The sequence below is a fragment of the Methylobacterium sp. SyP6R genome (genome assembly GCF_019216885.1).
In the GTDB taxonomy this organism is placed as follows: Bacteria; Pseudomonadota; Alphaproteobacteria; order Rhizobiales; family Beijerinckiaceae; genus Methylobacterium.
In genome coordinates, this window is the sequence record NZ_JAAQRC020000003.1 from 57,878 (window position 1) to 78,639 (window position 20,762).

The window sequence follows — 20,762 nt, forward strand, 5'->3', positions numbered from 1 at the left end:
TCTGAGAGGAAGAGGAGCCCTCCGGGGGATTAAGCCGGCGCGAGGGTAAGAGAGACCCGCGGCCCGGCCTGATCCGACAGGAGCTGCGACCATGAACTTTCCAATCATTGCCAAGCATTTGGAGGCCAGCGCCGCCCTCAGCGCGGGCCCGCGCCCGGACGCGATCCTTGAGGCCGGAAAATGCCTTGCGGACACCCTGGCCAAGGGCCGCACGATCGAGACCGGCGCCTTGCGCGCGGCGATGGAGGCCGCCTGCGGCGGCAGCGACGCCGAGGGCTTCTGGTTGTGGAAGGACGCCTACGAGGCCGGCGAGGTCGCCCAGATCCTGTTCCTGCGCCGGTTCTGGCCGGCGATCCGCGCCAAGGCCGCGGCCCCGGCCGCCCGCCTCGCGATGCTCGGCCGGATCGCCGGCCTCCTGCCGACCCACACCCGGCGCAGCGAGGAGAGCGAGGCGCTCCAGCAGTTCTCGACCTCCCTGCCCCTCGGCTATGTCGCGGCGCTCGCCTGCGGCCTGCGCCCGGGCGATGTGGTGCTGGAGCCGTCGGCCGGGACCGGCCTCCTCGCGATCCACGCCGAGCTCGCCGGCGCCCAGCTCCACCTCAACGAGCTGGCCGCGACCCGCGCCGGGCTGCTCCGGGCGCTCTACCCGGCCGGTTCGGTCACGCAGCTCGACGCCGCGCAGATCCACGACAGGCTCGATCCGGGCGTGACCCCGACCGTGATCCTGATGAACCCGCCGTTCTCGGTCGCGGCCCATGTCGAGGGCCGCTATCGCGATGCGACCGCCGCGCACCTGCGCTCCGCCCTCACGCGCCTGGCACGCGGCGGGCGCCTGGTCGCTATCACCGGCGAGAACTTCCGCCCCGATCGCCCCTCGTCCGCCGATGCCTTCGCAGGCCTGGCCGAACGCGGCGGGCGGCTGGTATTCTCGGCCGGCCTGTCGGGGCGGGCCTATGCCAAGCATGGCACCTCCGTCGACGTGCGCCTCCACGTCTTCGACCGCCTGCCGGCCGGCGAGACGGGCACGCACGTCGCCCCGCTTGGGTTGATCGAGGACGTGGCCGGGCTGCTGGCCGCGGTCCTGGCGAGCCTTCCGGCCCGACTGGAGCCGTCCTCTCCGGCTGGACGCAGCGCGATCCCGGGCTTCGGCCGTAGGCCCATCCCGGCCCCGCGCTTCCGCGCTCCGGATGCCGCCCCGGCTCCTGCCAGCGAGACCGCCCCGGAAGTCGCCTACACCGTGATCGAGGAGTTGCCCGCGACGCTCGCCGCGGAGGCGGCCCTGTACGAGCCCTATGCCCTGGAGACCCTGCGGATCGAGGGCGCCCATCCGCATCCGACCCCGCTGGTGCAGTCGACCGCGATGGCCTCGGTGCGCCTGCCCCGGCCGGGCTACGCCCCGCGCCTGCCGGGGCCCGTCGTCTCGGCCGGCCTGCTCTCCGAATGCCAGCTCGAGACCGTGATCTATGCCGGCGCCGCCCACGCCCAGCACCTGCCCGGTCACTGGACCGTCGACGAGACCGGTACCCTCCTCTCGGCCGCGGCCAAGGGCGCGGACGGCGCCGTGCGCTTCCGCCAGGGCTTCTTCCTCGGCGACGGCACCGGCGCCGGCAAGGGCCGGCAGGTCGCCGGGATCATCCTCGACAACTGGATGCAGGGGCGGAAGAAGGCGCTCTGGATCTCGAAGAACGAGGCGCTGCTGGAGGACGCCCAGCGGGATTGGCGCCATCTCGGCCAGGAGCCGCTCCAGATCGTCCCGCTGTCGCGCTTCGCGCCCGGCAAGCCGGTGACGCTGGCCGAGGGCATCCTGTTCACGACCTTCGCGACCCTGCGCGGCGCCGGGCGGAACGGGTCCGGCTCGCGCCTCGACCAGATCCTCGCCTGGCTCGGGCCGGACTTCGACGGCGTGATCGCCCTCGACGAGGCCCACGCGCTCGCCAACGCGGCGGCCGGCTCCGGCGACCGCGGCGTGGTCGAGGCCTCGCAGCAGGGACGCGCCGGCCTCGCGCTCCAGTACCGCCTCCCCGATGCCCGGGTGCTCTACGTCTCGGCCACCGGCGCGGTCACGGTCGAGAAGCTCGCCTACGCCCACCGGCTCGGCCTCTGGGGCGGCGGCGCCTTCCCCTTCCCCACCCGCTCGGATTTCATCACGGCGATGGACCAGGGCGGGCTTGCGGCGATGGAGGTGCTGGCCCGCGATCTCAAGGCGCTCGGCCTCTACACCGCTCGCTCGCTCTCCTACGCCGGCGTCGAGGTCGAGATGCTGGAGCATGCGCTGACGCGTGAGCAGACGGCGATCTACGACGCCTATGCCGACGCCTTCCAGGTCATCCACACCAACCTCGACGCGGCGCTAAAGGCCTCGGGCGTGACGGGGGAGAGCGGCACGCTGAACCGGGCGGCGAAGTCGGCGGCGCGCTCGGCCTTCGAGTCGAGCAAGCAGCGCTTCTTCAACCACCTGCTCACGGCAATGAAATGCCCGAGCCTGATCGCTGCGATCGAGGCGGGGATCGAGGCCGGCCACGCCGCGGTCGTGCAGATCGTCTCGACCGGCGAGGCGCTGATGGAGCGGCGCCTGGCCGAGATCCCCTCGGAAGAGTGGGGCGACCTCCAGGTCGACGTCACGCCGCGCGAGTACGTGATCGATTATCTGGCCCACGCCTTCCCGACCCAGCTCTACGAGCCCTACAGCGACGACGATGGCAACATCTTGTCCCGGCCGGCAATCGATGCCGACGGCCAGCCCATCCTGTGCCGCGAGGCCGTCGAGACCCGCGACGCCCTGATCGAGCACCTGTGCGGGCTGACCCCCGTGCAATCGGCGCTCGACCAGATCCTCCATCACTTCGGCACCGAGGTGGTGGCCGAGGTGACCGGGCGCTCGCGCCGGATCGTGCGCCAGACCGGGCGCGACGGCGTCGACCGCCTAGTGCTCCAGAACCGCCCTGCCACCGCCAACCTCTCGGAGACCCAGGCCTTCCAGGACGACGAGAAGCGGATCCTCGTGTTCTCCGATGCCGGCGGGACCGGGCGGAGCTATCACGCCGATCGCGGCGCGAAGAACCAGCGCCTGCGCGTCCACTACCTGCTCGAAGCCGGCTGGAGGGCTGAAGCGGCCGTGCAGGGGCTTGGTCGCACCAACCGCACGAACCAGGCCCAACCGCCGCGGTTCCGGCCGGTGACGACCAGCGTGAAGGGCGAGAAGCGCTTCCTCTCGACCATCGCCCGGCGCCTCGACACGCTCGGCGCGATCACCCGGGGCCAGCGCCAGACCGGCGGCCAGGGGCTGTTCCGGCCCGAGGACAATCTGGAGGGCCCCTACGCGGCAACCGCGCTGCGCCAGCTCTATTGGGCGATCGTACGCGGCGAGATCGAAGGGTGCTCGGTCAAGGAATTCGAGGCGATGACCGGGCTCGTGCTTCTCTCCGAAGCCGGGTCCATGCTCGAGGAGCTGCCGCCGATCGGCCGCTTCCTCAACCGCGTGCTCGCGCTTCGCATCGACATGCAGAACCGCCTCTTCGAGGCGTTCGAGGAGCGCCTGGCCCAGATGATCGAGGGCGCGATCTCGGCTGGGGTCTACGATGTCGGGGTCGAAGTGTTGACCGCCGAGAGCTTCACGGTCACCGTCCGCGAGGTAGCCTACACCCACCCGGCGAGCGGCGCGCATACTCACCTCCTGACCATCTCCGAGCGTCGCCGGCTGCGGCCGCTCGACCTCCCTGCCGCTCTCGACATGATCGCCGAGGGCTTTCGCCCCGTGGTCAACGCGCGCTCCGGCCGGCCGGCGCTGATGGGCAAGGCGGCGAGCGAGACCCGCGAGGACGGCTCCGTGGTGGCACGTGTCCGCCTGGTGCGCCCGCTCCAGCGCCAGCTCCTCGACCGCGACCAGTACGCCCGCTCCTCGTTCGAGGAGGTGCCGGCCGAGGCCTTCGCGGCGGCTTGGGCAGCCGAGCTCGCCAGCCTGCCGGAATTCGACGAGCGCACGCTCTACGTCGTCACCGGCCTGCTGCTGCCGATCTGGGACCGGCTGCCCGGCATCGACATGCGGGTGTTCCGCCTCGTGACCGACGCCGGTGAGCGCATCGTCGGGCGCGTCGTCGACCCGCAGGACTTGCACGTCACCCGCGAGAAGCTCAACCTGGGCGCCGGCACCGCCATGGCCCCGTCCGACGCCTACGCGGCCGTGCTCGGGGGACGGGCCAGCCTCCAGCTCGCCGGCGGCCTTCAGGTCAAACGAGTGAGAGTGATGGGGGAGCACCGCATCGAATTGATCGGGGTGAGCGAGAGCGCACGGGCTGCCTTGAAGACGATCGGCCTGTTCTCCGAAGTCGTCTCGTTCCGCACCCGCCTGTTCATCCCGGTCGGCGAGAGTGGAGCCACCATCCTGGCCGCCGTCCTCGAACGCTACGCTCTCTTACGTTGCGTCTCCGCTCACGCTCACGCTTAATGCACGAACCCGCCGGAGGCCGACCATGCCGACCCATCCCACCGCCGCGGACCTCTCCCGCCAGCTCGCCGACAACGTCGAGGCGTTCTGCCGGCGCTACCTCTCGAACGGCTACCGCTCCGGCCGCTGGTGGTGCGTCGGCGACGCCTTCAACAGCGAGGGGGGATCGATGTACGTGCGGCTCACCGGGCCGAACTCAGGCAAGGGGGCCCGCGGCAAGTGGACCGATGGAGCGACCGGCGAGCACGGCGACCTGCTCGACGTGATCCGGATGCAGTGCGGCGACCGGTGGAAGGACGCCCTCGACGAGGCACGGGCGTTCCTGAGCCTGCCCCAGCCGCCGGTGCCTGAACGGGCCCGCCCGCTCCCGAAGGCCCGCGACACGGTCGAGCCGGCCCGCCGCATGCTGCGCTACGGGCGGCCGGTGCCCGGCACCGTCGCGGCGGCCTACCTGCGCTCGCGCGGGCTCGATCACGCGGTCGACCAGCCTGCCCTGCAATTCCATCCGCGCTGCCTCTACCGGCCCTCGCGCAAGGAGCCGGCGGGCCCGGACACCTATCACCCGGCTCTGCTGGCCAGCGTCACCGACCTGTCGGGCGCCGTCATGGCGGTCGGCCGGACCTGGCTCGCTCCGGACGGGCGGGACAAGGCGGCTGTGCGCGACACGCGGCGGACCCTGGGCAACCAGCTCGGCCACGGGGTGCGGTTCGCCGGCACGGTGCCCGAGCTAATGGTGGCCGGCGAAGGCGTGGAGACGGTGCTGTCGGTCCAGCGCGTCCTGCCAGCCGTGCCGCACGTCGCCGCCCTGTCGGGGGCTCACCTCGCCGCCCTGATCCTTCCTCCCGGCTTGCGCCACCTCTACATCGCCCGCGACGCCGATCCAGCCGGTGAGAGCGGTGCCGCGACCCTGCGCCGGCGCGCCGAGGCCGAGGGCATCCTGGTGACGGACCTGGATCCCCGCGAGGACGACTTCAACACCGACCTGCGCCACATCGGCCCGCGGGATCTCGCCCTGTATCTCGCGCCCCAGCTCGACCCGAACGACGCGGTGGCCCACCTCCAATTCGAGGAAGCGATGGCCGCCTGATCCATCACACTCCGGGTTGAGGATCGAACCGAAGACCGGTCCGGGCCGAGAGAGCCTTGGCGTCCACGGCCTTCTTGAGAGGGCGACGGATGCCGGGTCGGGGGACCTTGGGCGCAACGGCCCAGTCCGACGATTTTCCGCCGCCGCCCGGAGGGCGGCTTTGCATCGCGAAGAAAGTATGCCGGCCGGATCCTGACGGGGCGCTTCATGGGTCTGCATCCGACCCCATTCGGTCATTCGGCATTTCAGAGCCGGGTATACGGAAAACAGGTGTTTTCCGACATCATGATCGTAGCTAGATGACATATTTCTGATGCAATATAACAACTTCCTTTTAATCTTCTCCATAAATTGCAGTTCTGAATATTAAAACTGGCGTCTTCTTATGCATATTTCGCCCTTTTCTCTCATTTTTTTCCAGGTCGATGAGCATACCAATCGAACGGCTGACTTGGATTGAATGACCATAATCTATATTTATTTATTAAATAAGGCGACAAAAAGGTATTATATAACTCTATAGGATATATAAAATCTAGATATATCTCATCTACGGATGCCATACGACTTGTATTAACGCCGAATACAGACTGTGGTGCGTGCATATCTGGATCCTCTACAATGTTGATAATCTCAGCACAAACACGATCCCATCCAGATGCGCTCGCTGTATCGGGTGGGTAGCTTGGACAACTGAAAGATGCCCCTGCTGTCAGAGGGCCGCTTTTTGTTGGAATGGGCATTCCATTAAGAAAGTATCTTAAAAAACTTCCGAAGCTAAAGACGCAGTCATGGCCCTGAACCGGCGGTCCCAGCATCCACCAAGATGGCCAAGTTGTGTCGACATTCGAAGGAATGTGTTTGGCCTTCGGCGCCGCCATATACCAGCCAAACGGCTGCGGCTTTGTACCCGTTGCATTGAGTACAATTCCGGTTGCCCTGGCCGCCCCGCTTCCAGAAGTTTTATATAAATCGAAGGGCGGCCAAGCAGAGAGTAGATCGTATTCGTCCTTAGTGCTTCCTGTCATCGGAGCAATAGGAACGGTGGGCTTTTTAATTTGTTGATATCTTTCTGTAATTTTTGCCTGCAAGATAACGGCCTTGGCGCTCCGCGCTATCGGAACAGTTTGACCAACAATCCTCCTTTCTTCAATGGCAAAGAGGACTGCATCGCCCAGTTCCGTCTTTATTGGTTTTGCTGATGTTTTAGCGAGTGGTATTTTGTCAATCCATGCTAGTTTAATCTGCAATACCGCGCCATATCTGGTGTTCCGGATTATTCCTGCCGCCATTTCTTGATAAAGACTCAATAGATAGACTTCATTAAACAGATTTCCAAGCTGTTTTAATTCTCCCAAACCTCTTTTTGGCTCGCAATGATCGCGCGTTAATTCGTCAACACGTCGGGCCATTGCGGGATCGAACCATTTAAACATGAATCTGCCACCTAAGTTCGAGAACCGCTATCAAACAACTAGTTCGCAAGGCCGTCAAGCCAGCCAAATTACACTATTATGCTGCATCTACTCGTTCACCGCACCGTCGACCCTCCGTGTGAGCCGAGCCGCCCTCGACTGAGGCCCCTGTCGGCAAACATGTGTTTGCCGACAGGGGCTGCGCCGACCTGGCGGCGCGCCAGCCCTCGAAGGGGAAAATATACGACAAACCCTATCGGATTGATGTTATGTGCGGAAATGGGGTTTGAAGGGTTTTCCGTACATGCTGGTCGGGTACATGCGGGTGTCGACGGCCGACGAGCGCCAATCGGTCGACCTGCAGCGCGACGCGCTCATGGCCGCCGGCGTCGACGACCGGCACCTCTACCAGGACCACGCCTCCGGATCCCGGGACGACCGGCCCGGGCTGAAGGCCTGCCTCACCTATCTCAAGGCGGGCGACACCCTCGTGGTGTGGAAGCTCGACCGGCTCGGCCGCAGCCTCCCACACCTCCTGGAGGTCATGGGCGACCTGCGGAAGCGCGGCGTCGCCTTCCGCTCGCTCACTGAGGCGATGGACACTGGGACACCGCACGGCGAGCTGCTGTTCTCGCTGTTCGGGGCGCTGGCCCAATTCGAGCGCCAGCTCACCCGGGAGCGCGTAATCGCCGGTCTCGCGGCGGCTAGGCGACGGGGGCGCCACGGTGGGCGACCGCCGGCGATCAACAAGGAGCAGCTCGAGCAGATCACGGCGGCGCTCGACGGCGGCGCCAGCAAGGCCTCAGTCTGCCGGTCGTTCAAGGTGCCTCGCTCGACGCTGCTCGATACGCTTGAGCGGATTGGGTGGCAGCCGCCCACAAAGTAAGCGAAAGCGTCCGACGGGGCACCCCTACGGACAGGAAGAGCGACAAGCAATCCAGGCTCGCCGTGCTCGATGCAGGTTGGTTTGGGTTTCTCAACCAATAGGCCATGTGCTTCGCTCTCCTCTGAATGGAGGCAAGTCGGATCATGGCAGAAGGATCCAGATTGACGGCGGCAGCTGAGCAGCGCGAGAAGTTGGTCGTCTTGGCGAGCGGGCTGGACCGTCCGCAGACGGACCGGGCGCGAGCGATCACGCGGTCGGGTTGGACTTGCCCCGGCATCTCCGCAGCGTCTGGGATGCGGGAGAACACGGTGCGGCTGTGTCGCTGCACCTTCCAGCGTGGTGACTCCGAGGCGCTACCAGCCGCGTGACTGCTAGGACACTACCGGAAAGGCTGAGGCTAATCCTACCTTTGACCGGTCCGCTACGAGCACACCGGTGGCTGCCGAACTAACTGGACCGTGACAACTGTGACTCGCGAGATCGACTTTACATTCTTGTCAAACGTGAAATAAAAACCAACGTAAGTCATTCCAATTATTGAGGTGCCAGCCATGTCAACAGCTCGAAGCCAAGACAAAAATATCGATAAAAAATTGAATATCCGAGGCATGGCTTTGGAAAAAGTTAAAACGCCTTTGGCATTCTTTGTTCTAACAGTATTGATAAATGAAGCCGTTATGCTTGCTATTATTCCTGGCAGTGATCAGCAAACTAAAATGATAATATCTTTAGGAATGGTAATTAGTCTAATATTATTAATAGGATGTGTTTTCTATATAATGATAAAACCACCAATTAATACACCAGAAGGAATGATTATTGGACCAGAAACTTTGAAATTTTCCGGCAATGATTACAGATTTATTCGCCAAATCGATAGGAGGCCTAACTTGCCAGCAGATTTTTACAGCGATTGTCTGCGTCCATCAAAAGAAAAACTTGAGTCCAGGGTTAAGAGATTATCAGATTTGGGCTATATCCAACTTCAACATGCAGATATTTATACATCAGAGCTTCAGCTTACGTCTGAGGGCCACAAGATTGCCAACATTGTCAAAGTAATAGAAGAGGCTATAAAGTAGTTATATATTGACTGAAAAACATTATCGTAATCTATTTATTTATAATATAAAATCTTATTTTCTTATGATTCAGTTGTAAATATAATATTATAATTATTTTAAAATTGTGCGTCTTTTAATAAAAACAGTAGTGCTAAAAAATTTTATTATTAACGGTTATGCAGTTTATGCTTCTGATGATATATTATAAAAATTATTATGATATCTATGCAATCGCATTAAATATTTTCTAATGCTAATATTACATCCATAGTACTTCTTCCATATATCTCTGAGACATAGGAGCCGGCGCGTTCCAAGATGTCAAAACAACTATGTGGAACGTTTCCGGAGCCAGGCTGAACCGGTCCGGTAGGGCACGCCCAATTGGAACGCCCGGCCGTACCGCCGTCCGCTCGGCTGGTGCCCGCATGCTCGGCTATCCGTTGGGCGGATGCGACCCTATCGGACGGCATCTCGGCACGCCGTGGCCCTGTCCGCTACGGTATGCCCCTTCGGACGGCCGGAATAACGAACGCACCTTGGAGCACCGCGCTGCCGGCCGCTGTAGGTGGTTTGCAGACGATCCGCTTGCTGCCTGCTAGGCTAGCTCCATGCTCAATCCACGCACGCCTGTCGGTCCGCGGTCCCGCTCGCTGCACGCGCAGGCGTGGGTCGAAGCCTATCCCCTCATCGATAGACAGCTTTCACCGCTGGGGCTGGAGGCCATGGCGGCTCTCGCACCTTCACCGGGCGCCACGGTGCTCGACATAGGCTGCGGCGCAGGCCAGACCCTTGGCCAACTCGCCGAGATCGTGGGAGCCAGCGGCCAGGTCATCGGCGTCGATGTGGCTCAACCACTCCTCGCCGTAGCCGCCCAACGCACGCGCTCTCTTCCGAATGTTAGAGTAATCGAGGCTGACGCCCAGACGATCGACCTGCCGTCCGGGAGCGCGGATGCGGTCTACTCGCGCTTCGGCGTCATGGGCTTTGCCGATCCCGTTGCGGCCTTCACCAACTTCCGCAGGATGCTCCGTCCGGGTGGGAAGCTCGCTTTCGTCTGCTGGCAGGCGTTGGACCAGAACGAACTCGATCACCTGCCGCTCACCGCCGCTGGTATCCCCGGCGTGGCCGATGATGCCCCCTTCAGCTTCGCCGATCCGCGCGTCATTGACGGCGTCCTGGGACAAGCAGGTTTCGACGGGATCGGGTTTCGCGCGCACAACGCGAGAGTGTCGAGCGGCGATCTCGATGCGATGACCGCAGTGCTGCTCAAGGTCGGATCTCTCGGGAAGATCGTGCGCGAGCACCCGACCCTACGGGCGGATGCAGAACCACGATTGCGGGCAGCATTGGCAAAGCTCGGCGATCACGCGCTGGTCAGCCTTACGGCGTCGGTTTGGATCGTGACGGCCTACGCCCCATGACAGCACCCACGCGGAGATCACCGACAGCTACGGTTGCTTAGGGTGAGAAGCTGACCTTTAGTAAATGAGACGCGGCATCTCCGGGGGGCAGGGCATGGGGTTCGCAATTTCACTTCGGAGCGACCATCCGAGTGCAGGCATAATTCGTGCGCTGTGGGATGTTGTCCAGCAGTTCGAGGATCAGCCCTCGATGGCTCTCCTCGGCTACCCGCCCCACGTTACACTCGCCATCTACGAGGGTGATGTGGTGGGAGAAAATGAGGTTCGGAGGGCACTCGATGAAGCCAGCAGAAACCTGGGCCCGCTGACACTGACCTTTGACGCCATCTGCAGCTTTGATGGGCCGCCGATGGTTCTATGGGCTTCGCCCCGTCCTAGCGTAGTCTTGCGGAAAATCCACGAAACAATTCACGCCACCATCAATCCTACTTCTTGTCGGCTGCATTACCGCCCTGGAATGTGGAAGCCTCACTGCACGCTGGGGACGCAGGTAAGGAGTGATCAGCATGAGGCTGCACTGGCTTACGTCCGCAACAGTAGCAGTGTGTTCGACGTAATCTTCGACGCTATCGACTGCATCTATTTTCCGCCTATCAAGCCTTTCGACTTGCGAAGGCTGTCGTAAGCAACGGAGTTCAGGATGCCCATAACGGGTTGAAAACAGCCCCATGAAGCGTCCGTCAGGGCCCAACCCGTATGCACAGCCGGCCATCGTGGACGTACGAAAAGCACTTGGTTTCCGACGAAAAGCTCGACGGGCGGCGATCAACGACGCCCAGGCCTTCACTCGGGTCGGACTGCTGCCCGCCTGACCTGAAAGCCCGTCTTGGACTGCTCGAAACCTGCCGCCTCGTAAAACGCGAGCGTGGACGGCTTCTTCGAACCGGTCATCAGCATCACCTTGTAGCACCTCGCTTCCCAGGCGCGCTCGACAGCCGCGCGGAGAACCGTCTGCCCGAACCCCATTCCCCTATGATCGGCGTGGGTGACGACGTTCTCGATCAGCGCGTAGGGCTTGCCGCCGCGGGTCAGGTTCGGGATCACGACGAGCGTACAAGTTGTGACCAAGGCTTCTCCGATCGCCCCCACTAGGACGACGCTGCCGTCGTAGCGTAGCAGGTGATCGAGAACGGTACCGGCGTCCTCGGGCGAGCAGCGCGCGTCGTCCGGGTTGAGGTGGATGTAGAGGTCCAAGAGGCGCGGCAGGTCGGCGTGATCTGCGGTCCGAACGACGAGGGTGGTCATGCCGAGATCGTAGCTTGGCCTTCCTGGCGCGAACAGCCGCTCAGGGTCGAGGCTGTGTGAAAACTCGGACGTAGCATGAGATTGTAGAACAATCTTCTGCACGGCCGGTGTTCAGCCCCCTCGGGGTGGCGGCTGATAGGTCGTTGGCCTGCCCATGCTGGCGGCGTCCTGGGTATACGAGGGGAGATCCTTCTACAGCGTCCGAGATTTCACACAGCCTCGGTCGAAAGCGGGCCAAAGCGATGCTGAAAATCCGTTAGGGTATACTCCTACGGACAGGATCGGCCGCGCATGGCTCGTGTATGGTGCGGGTCTCCGAGCCCTTCCGCGGGTCAGGTGAGGCGGGTGGCAGAAGGGGCTGTATCTGGCAGGCTGAACGCAAAGGCGTAGCTGCAACTCGCGGTCGTCGCCTCGAGCGGGTTTCTGTCCGGTACGGGTCGGAACTCCGGCTGAAAAACTCAGCCTTGGCTGGCTGCGCACGCCAGCCGATCGCGGGGCCTCGCATTGGCTCGGGAGGAACCCACTGCGCAGAGCGGATGCCCCCAAGGGCGACGGCTCTCCGCAGCAGTGAGCGATCGTCGTGCGGTCCGGGATCCAGAGACCCCGGACCGCGACACCATCAGGCGGCGTGGCGCAACGGCTGCGTCGCGTGCCCGGTCTGGCTCGGATCGATGGTCAGTGTGCCCTGAACCGCTGCCGGCACCGTATGCAGGCCCGTCTCACTGCCGCCCGCACCTCCGAAGGCAGCCATGGCCGCGGCGAGCTGGCTCGCTTGGGCGGCGAGGCTCGGAGGCGCCGCAGCGATCGCGGCCGGAGGAAGGATGGTCAGCGGGCTGACTGGATGCGACCCGTCGCCGGCAGCCCGGAACGCCACGCCGGAGATGTCGCCGGTCGATCCATCTTTCCGGGTGAAGGTGCTGTCGTTCAGGATCACGTTGCCGTTATCACTGTGCCGGTCGGGGGTGGCGTCAATGTCGATGCTGGCGATCCCGAGCTGATCGAGCGAAACGAGCGAGCCCTGTGACGGGTCGGCATGACCGGTGGGGTCGACCCAGACCTTCAGGTTGGACCAGGCGGCATCGTGGGCGTCGATGCGACCGTCGTGGTTGCTATCGAGGGCGCGCAGGGCGGCGAAGCTGGCGACCAGGTCGGAGTCTCCGGTCACTGCCGACTTCCCGGCCGGCAGATCGACGAGGTATCCTTCCCCCGGCGTGCCCCAGCCGACCTTCACCCGTGTGCCGGTCCCATGGATGTCGAGCGCGGCTTGGGAGCGATCGATGCCGACGGTCTGGACCGCCTGTCCTTGCAGATTGAGGACGACGGGATCGAAATCGTCCCACTCGTCCCCGTCACCAGGATCAGATCCAAAGCCCCCGTCGTTATTCGTGCCACCGGCATAGGAGCCGTTATCAAAAAATGAATCGTTGTCTCCTCCTTCCCGGTCAGACGAGATGTTACCCTCGAGGTTCACCTCATCGGCGTTCCCGTCGAAAGTATCGTAAGAACCGTTGATCGTTACATCATCGCCACCTTGCATGCCGTAAATCGTATCGCCCGAGCCGTTGACCGTGACATGGACGTTGCTGGGCAATTCGATCGTCTCATTCGAGCCGTTGATCGTTTCCTCGCGAACCCCCGACACCGTCGCGATGGTGAAGTTGCCGCCGTCGAGGTTCAGGGTGTCGTCGTTGCCGCACAAGCCGACATAGCCGCCGCCGTAGACGGTGGCGGAAGTGCCGGCGCCGAGGTTGACGGTGTCGTTGCCGCTATCGCCGGAGACGACGACACCGGTGCCTGTGACGCCGATCTGATCGCCCGAATTGCCTTGCAGGTTGATGGTGTTGCCGTTGCCCGAGATGTTGGCACCGGCGTTGCCGCCGAGAGCGACGGTGTCACCGGTGGCGTTGATGCCTTCACCATTGAAGCCGCCATAGACGGTCAGGTGATCACCGGAACTATCGAGGGTGACGGACTGGTTCGATCCATAGAGACCGATGCTGACGTCACCGTTGACGGTGGCGGAGGATCCGTTGCCGTTGATGTTGACGAGGTTGGAGGCGTCGTTGTTGCTGATGGTCTCGCCTGTGCCCTGGATGCCGGCGAAGCTATTCGACCCGGCAAAGCCGAGAATGTCGTTCGAGCCGGAGATGCCAGCGCTGGCATTGCCGCCGAGAGTGATGGTATCGCCGGTACCGTTGATGCCTTCGCTGGTGAAGCCGCCATAGACGGTCAGGTGGTCGCCGGCATTGTCGAGCGTGACGGACTGGTTCGATCCGTAGAGACCGATGCTGACATCACCGTTAACGGTGGCGGAGGATCCGTTGCCGTTGATGTTGACGAGGTTGGAGGCGTCGTTGTTGTTGATGGTCTCGCCTGTACCCTGGATGCCGGCGAAGCCGTTCGACCCGCCGAAGCCGAGGGTGTCGTTCGAGCCGGAGATGCCAGCGCTGGCATTGCCGCCGAGAGTGATGCTTGAGTATGAGCCGCTGATGTTTTCACCGGTTACGCCAGAGGCAGTTTGGACAGTCGCCCCCCAGTTGGTGAGAGTAAGGCTTTGATTATTGCCAACTAGACCAACATAACCTCCGACGCCATTTGCGCCGGAAACAATCGCAGAGGTTCCATCCCCGCCAATATTTGCGGTATTATTTCCAGTATCTCCATTTAATGTTTGATTCTGACCAAAAACTCCTACATATGAACCACTGTTCGCAATCATATTTATTTTATCTTGGGATCCAAAAACATTTACTGCAGTATTTGCTCCAACATTTTCCTCTTGATCTGTGACATGTATTTCTGGGAGCTGGATAGTATCGCCGTCTATTATTTCATGATAATCTCCGTTATTACCACCCCATGTTGTTTTTGTCGCTGTATCTGATTCCGGAATATATGATGAAATGGATTCAATTCCCACGTTATTTATTATTGCAGAAAAATTTTGCGCAACTGTGTTTAGTGTATTGTTATATTCTTGCGACGGATTTATATTTTGATAATTTGTTTGATCACTGTAATTAGATAAATTATTTTTAAGATTTTCTAACATATTACCAAGTGAGCTAGCTGCGGATGAACCGGCCGACGAAATACTGTCGATAGCTGCTTGAGCCTTATCCATAACCCAGCCAGGATGATTAAATGCAACGCCTGCTATATCTGTAGTGGCACCAAGAATACCAAAGGCTGTTCCCATCGGCTTATTGTCTAAATATGAGGCTACGCCGCCACCAATTATAGCAACATCACTGAAAAGACCAACAGTGTCAGAGGCGTAAGTACTGAATGACGCGTTATTATTTATATCATATACAAATTTTGTAAATTGAGTATCTAGAGCTAAAAGCCCTGCTGATATCGCAGTACCAGGGCTTAAACCAGCAAAAACTCCAGCAGATGCTGCCGCCAACTGAGCAGATGTGTTTAATTTATCTATATTATTTGGACCCATGTTTTCAATAGAGTCATACCCATTGATAACAGACGTACCTCTGCCGAACAGTTCGACAAGCTTACCAGCCGAAGCCATGTTTATCTCCTGTTTTTGGGATAGTGTTTATTTTTCGTGACTACTGTATTTTTATGACAGAGCGTGACGTAGCAAAGAAATTATTATAAATATCGACGGAAAAAATATGAAAATAATTTTTAGTCTGTTTTTTTCTATCAAATCTGAAACTTTGCTCATTTTTTCTGATTTATTCCACAGTAAGTACATTAAGCTAGAGATGAACGGAATTATAAAAAATGCTGACGCAACCATAATAAATTTTGGATATTTATTGTCATTTCCGTAAGCAATATTTATAAATATTGCTGATATAAATAACAATGGGAATGCAGTTATTGATAATGCAATAATCGAATTATATATAAATAGTTTATGCCTTGGGATATGATTTTCTGATCTTGCGTTTTCCATAAAATTATCTTTCGTGCCCTGCTTCGGAAGCATAGGCTGTGACCGGATCGAGCAGAAATGCAATCAATCGCCTCCACCCTGTCACAACGTCTACCTTCACCGCCATACCAGGCCGCAAAGGTACCGCGCGTCCGGCGACATCCACGCTTGCCCGGTCCAGTTGTACTACGATCCGATAGCCACCCTCATCAGCGCTCAACCGCGCCCCGGCATCTGATAGCTTCCGGTCCCTGGCCGGTGGGCCAGACCCACTCGCCTCCCGGCTCACCAGCCGCACCGTCCCGGGCAGGGTGCCAAACCGCGTGAACGGAAACGCTTCCAGCTTCGTCTCGGCCCGCTGGCCCTCCCGCACGAACCCCGCCTCCCGGTGCGGCAGCACCGCTTCCAGTTCCAGCGGCGTATCGTCCGGCACCACCATCGCCAAGCTGTCGGCCGCGCTCACCACACCGCCCAGCGTGTGGACGGTAAGATCCTGCACCACACCCGAGACCGGCGCCCGCAGGTGCCGCAAAGCCTCGCGCTCGCGCTCCTTGCGCAAGGCCTGGTCGGCCAGCGCCAGGCGCTGCAGGGCCTTCACCCGCTGCTCGGCGGCCTGCCGCAGGAACTGCGCCCGCGCCTGCGCCCGCTTCTGCTCCAGCCCGGCGATCTCAGCCCGCAGCTGCCGGTCCTGCTCGGGCAGGCTCTTGCCTTCCGCCCGCTTGTCGATCAGGTCGGTCTGCGCCTGCAGCAGCGTCAGCTTCGAGGTGTTGCCGCGCTCGAACAGCCCCTTCTGCGTCTCGTAACGATCGGCGGCCAGCGGCGTCAGTTCGGCGTTGCGGCCCACCTCCACCGCCTTGGCGGCGAGCGCCGCGCGCTTGTCGGCGATCTCCTGGCCGAGCTCGGCCAGCTCGGCCCGGTGCGCGGCGAGCTGCAGCCGCACCTGGGTCCGGGTCGCCTCGAGCAGGCTCGCTTCCACCTCCGGCAGGGCGGCGATCACCGGATCCTCGGCCTCGGTCAGGAGCAGCCGCGCCGCTTCCGCATCGAGCAGCGCCTGCATCCGCTCGGTGCGCGTCGACTCGAGATCGGCCGAGGCCTCGGTCGGGTCGAGGTCGATCAGCACCTGGCCGGCGACGACGTGGTCGCCCTCGGCGACGTGGATCGCCTTCACCACGCTGGTCTCCAGCGGCTGCACCCGCTTCACCTCGCCCACCGGTACCAGCCGCCCCGGTGCCGTGGCGACGATCTCGATCCGGCTCAAGGAGGCCCAGCTCACCGCCCCGGCCACCAGCGCCATCACCGTCCAGGCGGTCGCCCGCAAGGTCGGCGAGGGCGGCGTCTCCAGGAGTTCCAGATGCGCCGGCAGGAAGGCCCGCTCGATCCGGCCGGCGCCCTGCGGGGCGACGTCGAGAATGATCACCTCGCCCATCGTCACGCTCCCGCCGCCGCGACGAGGCCGGCATAGAGCCCGCCCGGGCGCGCCGCCAGATCGGCGTGGCTGCCCTCCTCGGCGAGCTGCCCGCGCTCCATCACCAGGATCCGGTCGGCGCCCCGCACCGTCGAGAGCCGGTGAGCCACGATCAGAACCGTGCGGCCCCGGCAGATCGCCCGCATGTTGGCCTGGATCACCCGCTCCGACTCGTAGTCGAGGGCGCTCGTCGCCTCGTCGAAGATCAGGATGCGCGGGTCGGTGGCGAGCGCCCGGGCGATGGCGATACGCTGGCGCTGCCCGCCCGACAGGTTGGCGCCGCGCTCCTCCAGCACCGTGTCGTAGCCCTGCGGCAGTTCCAGGATGAACTCGTGCGCCCCGGCGAGCTGCGCCACCGCGATCACCCGCTCCATCGGCAGGGAGGGATCGGCGAGCGCGATGTTCTCGCGCACCGTGCGGGCGAACAGCACGTTCTCCTGCAGCACCACCCCGACCTGCCGGCGCAGCCAGGCCGGATCCATCAGGGCAAGATCGACTCCGTCGACCAGCACCTTGCCGCGCTCCGGTACGTGCAGGCGCTGGATCAGCCGCGTCAGCGTCGACTTGCCGGAGCCGGAGCGGCCGACCACTCCCACAACCTCGCCGGAGCGCACCGCGAGGTCGACCCCACGCAGGATCTCCGGCCCGTCCGGGCGGTAGCGGAAGCTCACCCCCTCGAAGCGGATCGCGCCGGCGATCGGGGGCAGGTCCTGCCGGGTGCTGGCCTGGGCTAGCTCGCTCGGGCTGTCGAGGATGTCGCCGAGCCGCTCGACCGAGAGGCGGAACTGCTGAAAATCCTGCCAGAGCTGGGCCAGCCGCAGTACCGGCTGGTTGAGCTGGCCGGCCAGCATGTTGAAGGCGACGAGCGCGCCGATCGTGAGATCGCCGTCGATCACCGCATGGGCGCCGAACCACAGCACCAGCGCGGTGGTGAACTTGGCGACGAGCTGGATCGCCTGGCTGCCGGCGGCGGCGAGAGACACGACCCGGAACGAGGCGGCGATGTAGGCGGCCAGCCCCTCGTCGAAGCGGCGGCGCGCCTGCGGCTCGACCGCCATGGCCTTCAGCGTCTCGATCCCCGCGAGGCTCTCGACCAGGAAGGCCTGCTGGGCGGCGCCGCAGCGGAACTTCTCGTCGACGCGCCGACGGATCAGCGGGGTCAGCGTCAGGCTCAAGACCACGTAGAGCGGCAGGCCGAGCCCGACGATCAGGGTCAGGAGTGGGCTGTAGGCCAGCATCACCGCCAGGAACAGGCCGGAGAACAGGAGATCGACCGTCAGCGTCATCGCCGAGGAGGTCAGGAACTGGCGGATGTTCTCCAGTTCGCGTAGCCGCGCCACGGTCTGACCGGTGGGCCTTGCGCCGAAATAGGCGATCGGCAGGGCGAGCAGGTGGCCGAAGACGCGCGCGCCCAGCACTGCGTCGAGGCGGCTGGTGGTGTGGGCGAACAGGTAGGTGCGCAGGTAGCCGAGCAGCGCCTCGAACGCGGTGACGACCACCAGGCCGATCACTAGGACATCTAAAGTAGTCAGACCCTTGTGGACCAGCACCTTGTCGACCACGACCTGGAAGAACAGCGGCGTGACCAGGGCGAGGAGCTGGATCACGAAGGAGACGGCGAGCACCTCGCCGAACAGGGCCTTGAAGCGGCCGGCGGCAGCGAGGAACCACGCGAGATCGAAGCGGGCCCGCTCGCCCGTGGCCGCATCCTCGCGCGGGGTGAGCAGGACGAGATCGCCGGACCAGGCCTGCGCGAGCTCGGCCGCGTTCCAGACCGTCGGGGCCTCGCCGGGCCGCTGGATCAGGGTGCGGCCGGGCTGGTGGCGGGCGAGGACGAAGAACCGGCCGGCACGATCGCGGCCGATCGCCGGCAGCGGGGTGCGTGCGAGCCGATCCGCGTTCGTCCGCACGGCGCGGGCGCGAAAGCCGTTGCGGCGGGCGGCGAGGACGAGCTCGCCGAGGGAGAGCGGCTGGCCCGGCCGGCCGTGCTCGTGCAGGAGGCGGGGCAGGTCGAGGGCGCGCCGGTTGAGGGCCGCCACGAGGGCGAGAGCCGCGGCGCCGCTCTCTGCGGGAGCCGGCGCTGGCGCAAGCGCCGGGGAGGCCAGGCTGATCGTCTGTGCCGACAAGGTCATTCTCGTGATGAGGAGAGGCCGTCGCGACCAGCTCGCCCGTATGGGGCGGATCGGCCTACGGGCCCAAGATGCCACGGACCGTGAGACGGGACCGGGCGCCGGATGCGCCCGTCCAACCTGAGAGAACGGTGACGCCGTCGCGTTGGCGCAGGGCCGGTTCGGGTCAGCGAGTGGCGTCGACCGTGATGGTCGCGGACTGGACGAAACATGGCGCCGACGCGCGGCAGCCAGCAGGGGAGAGGCGGCTCAACGGCATTCCGGTGGGCTCCACAGGGGATGCTGGCGTCGCGGTGGCGTCAGGCAACCGAGGGTTAGCTCTGCTATTTCCTAGCGTCACCTCGAAAGCTTTGCAATCACGCATATGTGAATAATTGTTGCACAAATATATCTATTTACAAAAGAGTTGCCAGATTTTGCTGGAGGGAAATAAGCGCGATTAATTTGGTGAATTTCGAAATGTACAGCCACCGCAGGGTCAGCTACCCATGGTTGCAACTCCGCACTGGGGATCCGCGCGCGTCGACGAAACCGACATCCGGGCTCGTGGCCAGTGGCGCTAGCTGTATGCCTGGTTCCATACGCCCCCCTTATGCGAGGGCGAGCAGCATCCGGAGAGGCGGCGCAGTCGACCTCCATGGTGTCAAAGCCATGGGAGGCACCCCTGCCCCAGCCGCCCGCGGTGGGGTGGGCACGCTCGCTGCCCGAAGGCCTGCGACGCGGTCGAGTCGGCCCGCCGCATCTACGCTACGGGCGGCCGGTGCCGGGCACCGTCGCGGCAGCCTACCTGCGCTCGCGCGGGCTCGAGCATGCGGTCGACCAGGCGTCCCTGCGCTTCCACCCGCGCTGCCTGTACCGGCCCTCGGCCAAGGAGCCCCCGGGCCCGGACGCCTATCATCCGGCCCTGCTGGCCAGCGTCACCGACCTGGCGGGCACCGTCATGGCGGTCGGCCGGACCTGGCTCGCTCTGGACGGGCGGAACAAGGCGTCTGTGCGCGACGCGCGGCGGACCCTCGGCAACCAGCTCGGCCACGGGGTGCGCTTCCCCGGCACGGTGCCCGACCTGATGGTGGCCGGCGAAGGCGTGGAGACGGTGCTGTCGGTCCAGCGCATCCTGCCGGCGGTGCCGCACGTCGCCGCCCTGTCCGGAGCCCACCTCGCCGCCCTGATCCTTCCTCCCGGCTTGCGCCACCTCTACATCGCCCGCGACGCCGATCCAACTGGCGAGAGCGGTACCGCGACCCTGCGCCGGCGCGCCGAGGCCGGGGGCATCCTGGTGACGGACCTGGATCCCCGCGAGGACGACTTCAACACCGACCCCTGCCCCATCGGCCCGCGGGATCTCGCTCTGCATCTCGCGCCCCAGCTCGACCCGAACGACGCGGTGGCCCACCTCCAGTTCGAGGATGCCCTGGCGGCCTGATCCGCCGAGCCCCGGGTTGAGGCTCGACCTATGGCCCGGCCCGGGCCGAGAGAGCGCGCATCCACGGCCTTCTTGAGAAGGCGACTGGTGCCAGGTCGGGGGACCTTTAGCGCAACGGCCCGCATCCGACGATTTTCCGCCGCCGCCCGGAGGGCGGCTTTGCATCGCGAAACAAAATCGACGGCCGCAGAGCCGTCCTCCGCTCCGCTCCGGCCCGCGTGGCCGCATCGCCGGATTGCGATGCGGATCCTCACGCGGGTGCGCCAGGACCCCGAG

General features: G+C 63.1%; 12 protein-coding genes. 7 read left to right on the top strand and 5 right to left on the bottom strand.

Annotated elements, in window-relative coordinates:
• Window positions 1–91: 91 nt before the first annotated feature.
• Together HBB12_RS33010 and HBB12_RS33015 are read left to right on the top strand one after the other, a co-directional pair.
• On the top strand, window positions 92–4,444 hold the full coding sequence (locus tag HBB12_RS33010; RefSeq protein ID WP_236993681.1) for a strawberry notch family protein: 4,353 nt from the start codon (window positions 92–94) through the stop codon (window positions 4,442–4,444).
• A 25-nt stretch (window positions 4,445–4,469) separates the two neighbouring features.
• Window positions 4,470–5,531: a DUF7146 domain-containing protein gene (locus tag HBB12_RS33015; RefSeq protein ID WP_236993682.1), complete on the top strand. Its 1,062-nt coding sequence runs from the start codon at window positions 4,470–4,472 to the stop codon at window positions 5,529–5,531.
• 407 nt (window positions 5,532–5,938) lie between these two features.
• Here the strand turns inward: HBB12_RS33015 and HBB12_RS33020 are convergent, their stop codons facing one another.
• Window positions 5,939–6,967, bottom strand: a complete 1,029-nt coding sequence (locus HBB12_RS33020) for a hypothetical protein (RefSeq protein WP_236993683.1) — start codon at window positions 6,965–6,967, stop codon at window positions 5,939–5,941.
• Between the two features lie 283 nt (window positions 6,968–7,250).
• Between HBB12_RS33020 and HBB12_RS33025 the strand changes: the two genes are divergently transcribed.
• The 4 genes from HBB12_RS33025 to HBB12_RS33040 all read left to right on the top strand — a co-directional run bounded on the left by HBB12_RS33025 (window position 7,251) and on the right by HBB12_RS33040 (window position 10,945).
• A complete protein-coding gene (locus tag HBB12_RS33025; protein WP_236993737.1) occupies window positions 7,251–7,832 on the top strand; it encodes a recombinase family protein in 582 nt (193 codons plus the stop codon).
• 551 nt (window positions 7,833–8,383) lie between these two features.
• Window positions 8,384–8,914 carry a hypothetical protein gene (locus HBB12_RS33030; RefSeq protein WP_236993684.1) on the top strand — a complete coding sequence of 177 codons (531 nt, stop codon included), beginning with the start codon at window positions 8,384–8,386 and terminating at the stop codon, window positions 8,912–8,914.
• Between the two features lie 593 nt (window positions 8,915–9,507).
• Window positions 9,508–10,320, top strand: coding sequence for a methyltransferase domain-containing protein (locus HBB12_RS33035; protein WP_236993685.1), 813 nt, complete (start codon window positions 9,508–9,510; stop codon window positions 10,318–10,320).
• Window positions 10,321–10,414: 94 nt separating this feature from the next.
• On the top strand, window positions 10,415–10,945 hold the full coding sequence (locus tag HBB12_RS33040) for a 2'-5' RNA ligase family protein (protein WP_336886979.1): 531 nt from the start codon (window positions 10,415–10,417) through the stop codon (window positions 10,943–10,945).
• 158 nt (window positions 10,946–11,103) lie between these two features.
• On the opposite strand, the gene HBB12_RS33045 is transcribed toward HBB12_RS33040, so the two are convergent.
• From HBB12_RS33045 to HBB12_RS33060, 4 genes are all read right to left on the bottom strand, one after another.
• Window positions 11,104–11,565 carry a GNAT family N-acetyltransferase gene (locus tag HBB12_RS33045; RefSeq protein WP_236993687.1) on the bottom strand — a complete coding sequence of 154 codons (462 nt, stop codon included), beginning with the start codon at window positions 11,563–11,565 and terminating at the stop codon, window positions 11,104–11,106.
• A 619-nt stretch (window positions 11,566–12,184) separates the two neighbouring features.
• Window positions 12,185–15,097, bottom strand: a complete 2,913-nt coding sequence (locus HBB12_RS33050; protein WP_236993688.1) for a beta strand repeat-containing protein — start codon at window positions 15,095–15,097, stop codon at window positions 12,185–12,187.
• Between the two features lie 397 nt (window positions 15,098–15,494).
• The gene (locus tag HBB12_RS33055) at window positions 15,495–16,895 is read right to left on the bottom strand and encodes an HlyD family type I secretion periplasmic adaptor subunit (RefSeq protein ID WP_236993689.1); all 1,401 of its coding nucleotides are present in this window, start codon (window positions 16,893–16,895) and stop codon (window positions 15,495–15,497) included.
• A gap of 2 nt (window positions 16,896–16,897) precedes the next feature.
• On the bottom strand, window positions 16,898–19,060 hold the full coding sequence (locus tag HBB12_RS33060; protein WP_236993690.1) for a type I secretion system permease/ATPase: 2,163 nt from the start codon (window positions 19,058–19,060) through the stop codon (window positions 16,898–16,900).
• A 640-nt stretch (window positions 19,061–19,700) separates the two neighbouring features.
• Here HBB12_RS33060 and HBB12_RS33065 point away from each other — a divergent pair.
• On the top strand, window positions 19,701–20,486 hold the full coding sequence (locus tag HBB12_RS33065; protein WP_442919409.1) for a DUF7146 domain-containing protein: 786 nt from the start codon (window positions 19,701–19,703) through the stop codon (window positions 20,484–20,486).
• Window positions 20,487–20,762 lie beyond the last annotated feature (276 nt).